This is a genomic window from Winslowiella arboricola, from assembly GCF_025527015.1.
In the GTDB taxonomy this organism is placed as follows: Bacteria; Pseudomonadota; Gammaproteobacteria; order Enterobacterales; family Enterobacteriaceae; genus Erwinia; species Erwinia arboricola.
Genome location: NZ_JAODIM010000039.1, coordinates 397,937 through 405,868 on the forward strand (window position 1 = coordinate 397,937; position 7,932 = coordinate 405,868).

At 54.5% G+C, this 7,932-nt stretch carries 9 protein-coding genes; 3 read left to right on the forward strand and 6 right to left on the reverse strand.

Translation table 11 applies throughout. The annotated features are described in order from the left end of the window. Positions 1-26: 26 nt before the first annotated feature. The 3 genes from N5923_RS09765 to N5923_RS09775 all read right to left on the reverse strand — a co-directional run bounded on the left by N5923_RS09765 (position 27) and on the right by N5923_RS09775 (position 2,478). On the reverse strand, positions 27-209 hold the full coding sequence (locus N5923_RS09765) for a hypothetical protein (protein ID WP_267143179.1): 183 nt from the start codon (positions 207-209) through the stop codon (positions 27-29). Positions 210-328: 119 nt separating this feature from the next. Beyond that, positions 329-946: a superoxide dismutase [Mn] gene (gene sodA, locus N5923_RS09770; RefSeq protein WP_017799734.1), complete on the reverse strand. Its 618-nt coding sequence runs from the start codon at positions 944-946 to the stop codon at positions 329-331. Between the two features lie 191 nt (positions 947-1,137). Then, positions 1,138-2,478 carry an aspartate aminotransferase family protein gene (locus N5923_RS09775; RefSeq protein WP_267143180.1) on the reverse strand — a complete coding sequence of 447 codons (1,341 nt, stop codon included), beginning with the start codon at positions 2,476-2,478 and terminating at the stop codon, positions 1,138-1,140. A 188-nt stretch (positions 2,479-2,666) separates the two neighbouring features. Between N5923_RS09775 and N5923_RS09780 the strand changes: the two genes are divergently transcribed. Beyond that, positions 2,667-3,443: a DeoR/GlpR family DNA-binding transcription regulator gene (locus N5923_RS09780; RefSeq protein WP_267143181.1), complete on the forward strand. Its 777-nt coding sequence runs from the start codon at positions 2,667-2,669 to the stop codon at positions 3,441-3,443. Here N5923_RS09780 and N5923_RS09785 read toward each other — a convergent pair. The 3 genes from N5923_RS09785 to fdhD are packed head-to-tail and all read right to left on the reverse strand — an operon-like array spanning position 3,440 to position 5,970. Continuing rightward, positions 3,440-4,024 carry an HNH endonuclease family protein gene (locus N5923_RS09785; protein ID WP_267143182.1) on the reverse strand — a complete coding sequence of 195 codons (585 nt, stop codon included), beginning with the start codon at positions 4,022-4,024 and terminating at the stop codon, positions 3,440-3,442. The two genes, N5923_RS09780 and N5923_RS09785, sit on opposite strands and share 4 nt — an antisense overlap. Before the next feature lie 11 nt (positions 4,025-4,035). Beyond that, a complete protein-coding gene (locus N5923_RS09790; RefSeq protein ID WP_267143183.1) occupies positions 4,036-5,160 on the reverse strand; it encodes an AAA family ATPase in 1,125 nt (374 codons plus the stop codon). Positions 5,161-5,196: 36 nt separating this feature from the next. Continuing rightward, positions 5,197-5,970, reverse strand: coding sequence for a formate dehydrogenase accessory sulfurtransferase FdhD (gene fdhD, locus N5923_RS09795; RefSeq protein ID WP_267143192.1), 774 nt, complete (start codon positions 5,968-5,970; stop codon positions 5,197-5,199). Positions 5,971-6,243: 273 nt separating this feature from the next. Between fdhD and fdhE the strand changes: the two genes are divergently transcribed. Both fdhE and N5923_RS09805 read left to right on the forward strand, forming a co-directional pair. Continuing rightward, positions 6,244-7,161: a formate dehydrogenase accessory protein FdhE gene (gene fdhE, locus N5923_RS09800; RefSeq protein ID WP_267143184.1), complete on the forward strand. Its 918-nt coding sequence runs from the start codon at positions 6,244-6,246 to the stop codon at positions 7,159-7,161. A gap of 48 nt (positions 7,162-7,209) precedes the next feature. Continuing rightward, on the forward strand, positions 7,210-7,821 hold the full coding sequence (locus N5923_RS09805; protein WP_267143185.1) for a glutathione S-transferase: 612 nt from the start codon (positions 7,210-7,212) through the stop codon (positions 7,819-7,821). Positions 7,822-7,932: the final 111 nt, after the last annotated feature.

The window sequence follows — 7,932 nt, forward strand, 5'->3', positions numbered from 1 at the left end:
CTGGAAGAAGCTAATTGCGCGCAATCTCAACGCGCGAGACGTAAATCCTTTTCACTGTGAATCCCTTCCTCTGCAAAATCCTTGCGACGCAATTCACGCAGTTGCGCAATGCGTTCCTCCCTGGTGCCAGTCAGCTGAACACTCCCGGCTTCACGCGCTTTAGTCAGGCGCGCAGCTATTTCAGTCTGAGTCGGAGCAGGTTTGTACATAAGTACCTCCTGTGGATCATCAGAGCAGTATATATATTATACAGTGAAGCAGGCAATAAAAAACCGACGAAGCGGGCTTCGTCGGTGGGTTGTCACGAATTAACGTGCGGGGAAAAAACTTATTTAGCAGACGCGAAACGTGCTGCAGCTTCGTCCCAGTTTACGACTTCCCAGAACGCCTTGATGTAGTCAGGACGTTTGTTCTGATATTTCAGGTAGTAAGCGTGTTCCCACACATCCAGACCCACAATCGGGAAGCCTGAAACGCCAGAAATCGCTTCACCCATCAGCGGGCTATCCTGGTTAGCAGTAGATACTACCGCCAGTTTGTCGCCTTTCTTAACCAGCCACGCCCAGCCAGAACCGAAACGGGTTGCCGCGGCTTTTTCAAATTCTGCTTTGAAAGCGTCAACGCTGCCGAAATCTTTTTCGATGGCAGCTTTCAGATCGCCCTGCAGGGAAGTGCCGGTTTTCAGGCCTTTCCAGAAGAAGCTGTGGTTTGAGTGACCACCAGCGTTGTTACGCAGTACGGTTTTCTTGTCTGCCGGAACCTGATCCAGTTTAGTGATCAGCTCATCAACGGGCAGACTGGCGAACTCAGTACCTTCCAGCGCAGCGTTAGCGTTGTTGACATAGGTCTGGTGGTGTTTGGTGTGATGGATTTCCATCGTCTGCTTGTCGAAATGCGGTTCCAGTGCGTCGTATGCGTAAGGCAGGGATGGCAGTGAATAGCTCATGTTCATCATCTCCATTAATGTTGGGCGGCGCTCTGAGTTTTGTTTAGCACCGCGTAAGCAGTCGGATCATTATAGTTAAATAAATGATCTTGAAAATGGTTATCAATGCCCCACCGCAGGCAAGGGTATTATTTTAGTGGATTTTTTTATCTTTTCCGGGCGCCGTTTTCGCCGCCCGCATCAGCCGCAACTCAGCCCACCAGTGACGCCAGCGATTTATCCAGCGCACCTACCAGCCAGTCAATATCGCTTTCCTGGAATGCCAGCGGCGGACGCAGTTTCAGCACATTCCCATACGGACCAGCCACTGAGGTCAGCACATGGTTATCACGAAGCTTTTCAATTACATCCAGCGCCAGCTGCTTATCCGGCGTTTTACTGGCGCGATCTTTCACCAGCTCAAAGCCGATAAACAGCCCGGCGCCGCGCACATCGCCGATGCACTCATATTTATCCATTAGCTTCGTCAGTTCAGCCAGCAGCTTGCCACCAACGATACGGCTATGCTCCTGTAAACCTTCCTCTTTAATCACTTTCAGCACCGCCTGCGCGGCAGCCATCGCCACCGGGTTACCGCCGAAGGTGTTGAAATAGGGAATTTCATCGCTGAAAGCGGCGAGCACATCACTTTTCGCCAGCAGCGCCGACACCGGAATACCATTGCCCATCGGTTTGCCGGTAGTGACGATATCCGGCACCACATCATGGCGCGCAAACCCCCAGAAAGCATCACCAGTACGCGCAAAGCCCGGCTGCACTTCGTCGGCGATAAAAATACCGCCATTCTTATGCACCACATCGATAGCCTGCTGCAGATAGCCTTTTGGCCCGGGCAGCACGCCGTCAGAGGAGAAAATAGAGTCAGCCAGGAAACCGGCAAATTTAATGCCGTGCGCCGCCATATCGTCTATCTGCTGCTGAATTTGCGCCGCAAACCACGCGCCGAGGTCCGGCGCATCCACACGATAGCGGTCCGGCGGCAGTACTAAACGGGTGGTCGCCGCCAGTGACTGGCCGCTGCCCAGCGCCGGTGAAGCGCCGGAAGTCAGGTCACTGGTGCCATGGTAGGCTTCCTGGCTGACAATAATCCCGGTGCCGCCGCTAAAGGAGCGCGCAACGCGGATCGCCAGATCATTGGCCTCCGAGCCGGTACACATATACATCGCGCGGTCGATTTCATCCGGCAGGGTGCTTAGCAGATCTTCTGAGTAGTTAAGAATATTTTCATGTAAGTAGCGGGTATGGGTATTCAGCATACCCATCTGCTGATGCACCGCCTCAATCACCGCCGGGTGGCAATGGCCAATACTCGCCACGTTGTTATAAACATCAAGGTACTTATCACCGGCCGCATCCCACAGATATTGTCCTTCACCGCGCACCAGATGCACCGGCTTGCGATAGAACAAACGGTAGGACTCACCGAGTACTTTACTGCGTTTATCGGTGAGTTTGCGCACATCGGCGTCTAAGCCGTCGGCGTGCTCCGCACGAAAACTGTTGGTGTCCATGATGGTCGAACGTGTTGCCATGGTAACTCCCGTTGCGAAATTAAGGTTTGGCCTGACGGCAAAGAAGCGGAAATTTCAATCATAAGCTGACTTCATCATGGCGCATTCTGGTAAAAATGCAACCAAATACACAAATGCAATAAAATACATATGCAGAGTGGTATAATGTCGCTTAAGCTGTCACGGAGTTGCAAAAAAGGAATAAAACCATGCTGCAGGAAACACGTTTACATCGCATTCGCGCGTTGTTAAGTACGCTAAATCAGGTCAGCACCGAGCGCATCATTAAAGAGCTGGGAATCTCCCGTGAAACGGCGCGACGCGACATTATCGAGCTGGAAGCACTCGGCGTGGCGCGCCGGGTACATGGTGGTCTGGTGGCGCTGGATACGGCTCCCGAACCGCCGCTAACCGTGCGCAGCGCAGCGCAGGCCAAAGAGAAACGCGCCATCGCCCGCGCAGCAGCGCAACGACTGCAATCCGGCCAGACGCTGTTTCTTGATGCAGGCAGCACCACCACCATGCTGGCGGACGAACTGCGCTCTATGTCAGGTTTGACCATTATCACCAACAGCCTGCATGCCGCCCTGAAGCTCAGCGCAGCAGAAGAGCATGAGACGCTAAATAACGAAGTGATCTTACTCGGTGGCAGCATGATGGCGGGCGCTCAGCAGACGCGCGGCGAGTTAACCGTTGGCGAAATTTACCGTTATCGCGCTGATGTGGCGCTGTTGTCACCGGTAGGTATCGACAGCAAAAGTGGTGCCAGCAGTTTTTATCCCCATGAAGCAGCGATTGCCCGCGCCATGACGCAACAGGCCACGCAGCTGATTCTGCTGGCCGATCACCGCAAGCTGGGCATCACCAGCCGGATGGTATACGCCACCAGCAGCGAAATTAGCCTGCTGGTGACGGACAGCGCAGCGCCAAAGCAGGCTGCATTTGCCGCATTGCAAAACAAACTGGCGGAAATTGTCGTGGCTTAAATCATTAAGAAATAGCGGTAAGGAAACTCATCGATATGCATCTCGTCACGCACAGCCAGAAATTTTTGCAGCTCGCGACGCCTCGCCACTTTGCGCGACGGTAAGTTCAGGCCATACAGCTCCAGTGTTTTCTCCACTCGCTGCTGCTCATATGGCGACAGTTCAGGTGACGGATGCAACGCGCCGTCAGCAAAGTTACAGATAAAATAGTGCTCAAAGCGGTAGCTGCTCTCATCCGGCTTAAGCAGCAACTCAGTGTATTTTTCACCTTTGGCGCTCTGGCAGACATCGCAGCAGGGGAACAGATTTTCCCAGCTAAACGCCAGCTCCGGAAAAGCACTTTTGGGGCGAAAATGCTCGAGGGTTTTTCGTCCCTCATTACCGACAAAGCCATCGCAAAATGCGCAGTGTTCCTGAGTGAGCACCAGCAGCGCATCGCGTGTGGCGCGATAACAGCTCTGCGAGTACCAGCTAAATTTGGCTGCGGGATTTTTACGCCGCGCAGCGACATAGCGCTCGGTCCACTCCTGCCCGCGCGCTTCGAGGCAGGCGGGATATGCGCTACGATTCATTTTAATCATCCCTGATCTCCTTATCCTTTTATCCGCCGGTTCAGCTGGCGCAGCTCCATTTCTACGATGGTCTCCAGCTCTTCACCGCGCTCACGAATCTTATTGGCCAGCGCGGTCAGCTCGCTGTCGTTACTGGTTCGGCTTTTCAGGCAGCGATTGCGCTGCTGATAAAAGGCCTGCAACAGCGCCTCGGTTTCAATATCAAACTGCTCCTCAACCTTAAACACCTCTTCCAGAATCAATTGATAGCTTTTGCCCGCGGCTGCCTCCAGCGGGACGATCTCCGCCGCCGCCGGGGTAACGCCGGGCACCGCACACTGCGGATCCGGCAGGCAATAGATCCACGCATCCTCAACCGAGCCGACGACAAACGGCGAGTGAGTGGAGATAAAGATCTGCGCGCCGGTCAGCAGTTTCTGCAATGCCGGCAGCAGGCGTCGTTGCCAGGTGGGGTGAAGATGGATATCGATTTCATCGAGAAACAGCAGCAGTGGCTGCGAGAATATTCCGCTGCGGTAGAACCCTTCCAGACTGGCGGTAAGATGCGTGATCCAGCTGAGTACCGATTTCAGCCCCTCCGGCAATAGCGTCAGACTGGTCGGTTTACCATTGATATTAAGGTTAAGATGCAGTGCGCTATCAAGGCTAAAAACCAGCTTTAAGCCGCTGATATCGGAGATAAAACCGATGATGCGCTGAAAAATCTCATCTTGTTGCTGCTGTTGCCGGGTTTCTCCGGCAACCTGCATCAGCGCAGAGCGGGTGCGGTTTTTAATTATCCACGCCATAAAATCATTATCACCGCAGGTATCCGCGAACGTCAGACACCAGGTGAAAGGTTGTTTCTGCGCGGCGATACAGGCCACCGGTTCGGACTTAACGGCAGTGTAATAGCCCTTTTTACCGGCAAACTGATAATCAACCCGCGCATGCTCGCCGTAGCGCGGAGTCAGACGTGGATGGTGTTGCGGCTCGGGGGTAAAGATAGCGGCTAAAGCATGTAACAGCGTGCTTTTACCGCAACCATTTGGCCCGGTGAGGATATAAATTTCAGCCTGTTGATGTACACTTTCCGCAGCGGGAAAATCGAAGCGCGTATGGGCAAACACGCCAATATTTTTCAGGATAATACTTTCCAGTCGCATATTTTCACTTCCATGTTGTGCAAATATTGCGCGATTTTATCTCACTCTTTGTGGATGTGTATAGATGGTCGCCCGTCCTGGTTTGCTAAATCCGATCAACGTCAAATTACTGCGCTCCGCGACGTCGACCGCCAGTTTGGTCGCAGCCGAAACGGCAAACAGAATCTCCACCCCACACATTGCCGATTTCTGCACCATCTCGTAGCTGGCGCGGCTGGAGACCAGTACCGCACCCTGCGTCCATTGCTGCTGGCTGCGATAGCCAAGCAGCTTATCCAGCGCCACATGACGTCCGACATCTTCACACCCGCCGCTTAGCTGCCCGTCCGGCTGCACCCATGCCGCAGCGTGGGTGCAGCCGGTGTAATCGCCGAGCGGCTGATACTGACGCAGCTGAGCGAGAGCGTGATCGAGATGGCTCAGGTCAAATGTCTGGGTAAAGGGCAGCGGCTGCAGCGGTTTGCCGATCTCCGCCAGCTGCTCGACGCCACAGACGCCACAGCCGGTGCGGCCAGCCATCGCCCGTCGCTGTGATTTCAACGCCATAAAGCGACGGCTGGAGAGCTCCACCTGCACTTCGATACCGTTGCAGCCCGCGACGATATCAATACCAAAGATATCCTGCGGCGCGGCAATAATCCCTTCCGATAGCGAAAAGCCAATGGCAAAGGCCTCGAGATCTTTCGGTGAGGCCATCATCACCACATGAGAAATACCGTTATAGACCAGCGCCACCGGCACCTCTTCGGCCAGCCAGTCGGCCTGCGACTGCTGTAAATCCCCTTTTTGCCATACCTGAACCGCACGCATTCCCACCGGCTGCTGCAGATTATCGGCCGATTCCGGCGTTCTGTTTTTCACGTTAAAGCCACCTGTATTACCACCACTGCAAGATGCAGTAATTTTGAACCTGTTGCGCCGCGGGAGCAAAGTTTGATCAGCAAAAGATCGTCTGCCCTGCGACTAACGGGCCGCTTTCAGCGATGTAAAATCCCGAATTGCTATAATTTTGAGCAGAAGTGTACCGCCCGGGCTGCTATCATCAGCGCAAGAGCCGCCCAAAATAACAGGAAAAAGTCCCTGATGAGTATTCGCATAATCCCGCAGCAACCGCTGGAAGCAAGCGATAAACCCGCGACGGATCGCATTCCTCCCCTGCTTTTTCCCAGGCTGAAGAAGCTGTATCAGCGCCGCGCCGCGCGACTGCGTGATTTAGCGGCGAAAAATCCTCTGGGCGACTATTTACGTTTTGCCGCGGTGATTGCCGAAGCGCAGGAGATTGTGCTGTACGATCATCCGCTGCAAATGGACCTGCATGCCCGGCTGGTGGCAACCGCCGCCAGCGGCAAGCCGCCGCTCGATATCCTTACTCTGCCACGCGATGCCCACTGGCAGCGGCTATTGCACTCGCTGATTGCTGAAATGAAGCCGGAAATGAGCGGCCAGGCGCTGGCGGTGCTGGAAAACCTGGAAAAAGCCTCTTCGCAGGAACTGGAAGCGATGGCCAGTGCGATGTTTAATAACGACTTTGCGCAGGTCAGTAGCGATAAATCCCCCTTTATCTGGGCGGCGCTGTCACTCTACTGGGCGCAGATGGCCGAGTTAATTCCCGGCAAGGCGCGGGTTGAAGCGGGCAATCAGCGCCAGTTTTGTCCGGTATGCGGCAGCGTACCGGTCAGCAGCGTAGTGCATATGGGTAGCGAAGATGACGAACTGCGCTATCTTCACTGTAATCTGTGTGAAAGTGAGTGGCATGTACCCGCCACCACCTGCAGCAATTGCGAACAAACCCGTGAACTGCATTACTGGTCACTGGATAGCACCGTCAAAGCAGAAAGCTGCGGCGATTGCGGCACCTATCTGAAGTTGCTGTATCAGGAAAAGGATCCGGCGCTGGAACCGGTGGCTGACGATCTCGCCACCCTGGTGCTGGATGCGCGTATGGAACAGGAAGGCTTTGCCCGCAGCAGCCTGAATCCCTTTCTTTTCCCGGGTGAATAAACTGCGGCTAAGGGTCCGTTTATCAAGCTAAGCAATGGAGAGAGCGTAATGAAACTGATCGGCAATTACACCAGTCCCTATGTGCGTAAAATCTCGGTCATCATGCTGGAAAAAGGCATTACGTTCGAATTTGTCAATGAATCGCCATGGCATGAAGAGAGTCATGTCCCGCAATATAACCCGCTGGGTAAAGTTCCGGCGCTGGTGGTAAAGCCAGATGAGACCTGGTACGACTCGGCGATTATTGCTGAATATCTCGAACAGCTGAATGTTGCTCCGGCGCTAATCCCGCGCGAGCCGCTGGCCGCGCTAAAAGTGCGTCAGATTGAAGTGCTGGCGGATGGCGTGTGCGATGCGGCGCTGGTGATTGTGCGTCATCAGATGCTGCCGCCGGAACAGCAGTCGGAAAGTGAGTTGTTGCGTCAGCGCACCAAAATTCAGCGCGGACTGGATGCGCTGGAAAAGCTGGCGGCTAATGGTGAATGGCTGAACGGTGAACAGCTCACGCTGGCTGATATCGCCACCGCCTGTACCATTGGTTATCTGAACTTCCGGCGCGTAGTGCCGAACTGGTGTGTCGATCGACCGGCGCTGGTTAAGCTGGCGGAGAAGATGTTCCAGCGCGAGAGCTTTGCCCGCACGGTGCCGCCTTCTGCCTGATAAAGTCGGGCGGCGAAAACGCCGTCATTACGCGACAGGTGCAAATCACTCAACACGGGCGGCGAGAACGCCGCCCCTACATCAATTGAGGGTAGGGGCGGCGTTCTCGCC

Bases quoted from the DNA above. Each gene is read 5' to 3' on its own strand.
- N5923_RS09765 (WP_267143179.1), bottom strand. From the start codon at position 209: ATGTACAAACCTGCTCCGACTCAGACTGAAATAGCTGCGCGCCTGACT.
- N5923_RS09790 (WP_267143183.1), bottom strand. From the start codon at position 5,160: ATGCGACTGGAAAGTATTATCCTGAAAAATATTGGCGTGTTTGCCCAT.
- N5923_RS09805 (WP_267143185.1), top strand. From the start codon at position 7,210: ATGAAACTGATCGGCAATTACACCAGTCCCTATGTGCGTAAAATCTCG.
- fdhD (WP_267143192.1), bottom strand. From the start codon at position 5,970: ATGCGTGCGGTTCAGGTATGGCAAAAAGGGGATTTACAGCAGTCGCAG.
- sodA (WP_017799734.1), bottom strand. From the start codon at position 946: ATGAGCTATTCACTGCCATCCCTGCCTTACGCATACGACGCACTGGAA.
- fdhE (WP_267143184.1), top strand. From the start codon at position 6,244: ATGAGTATTCGCATAATCCCGCAGCAACCGCTGGAAGCAAGCGATAAA.
- N5923_RS09785 (WP_267143182.1), bottom strand. From the start codon at position 4,024: ATGATTAAAATGAATCGTAGCGCATATCCCGCCTGCCTCGAAGCGCGC.
- N5923_RS09775 (WP_267143180.1), bottom strand. From the start codon at position 2,478: ATGGCAACACGTTCGACCATCATGGACACCAACAGTTTTCGTGCGGAG.
- N5923_RS09780 (WP_267143181.1), top strand. From the start codon at position 2,667: ATGCTGCAGGAAACACGTTTACATCGCATTCGCGCGTTGTTAAGTACG.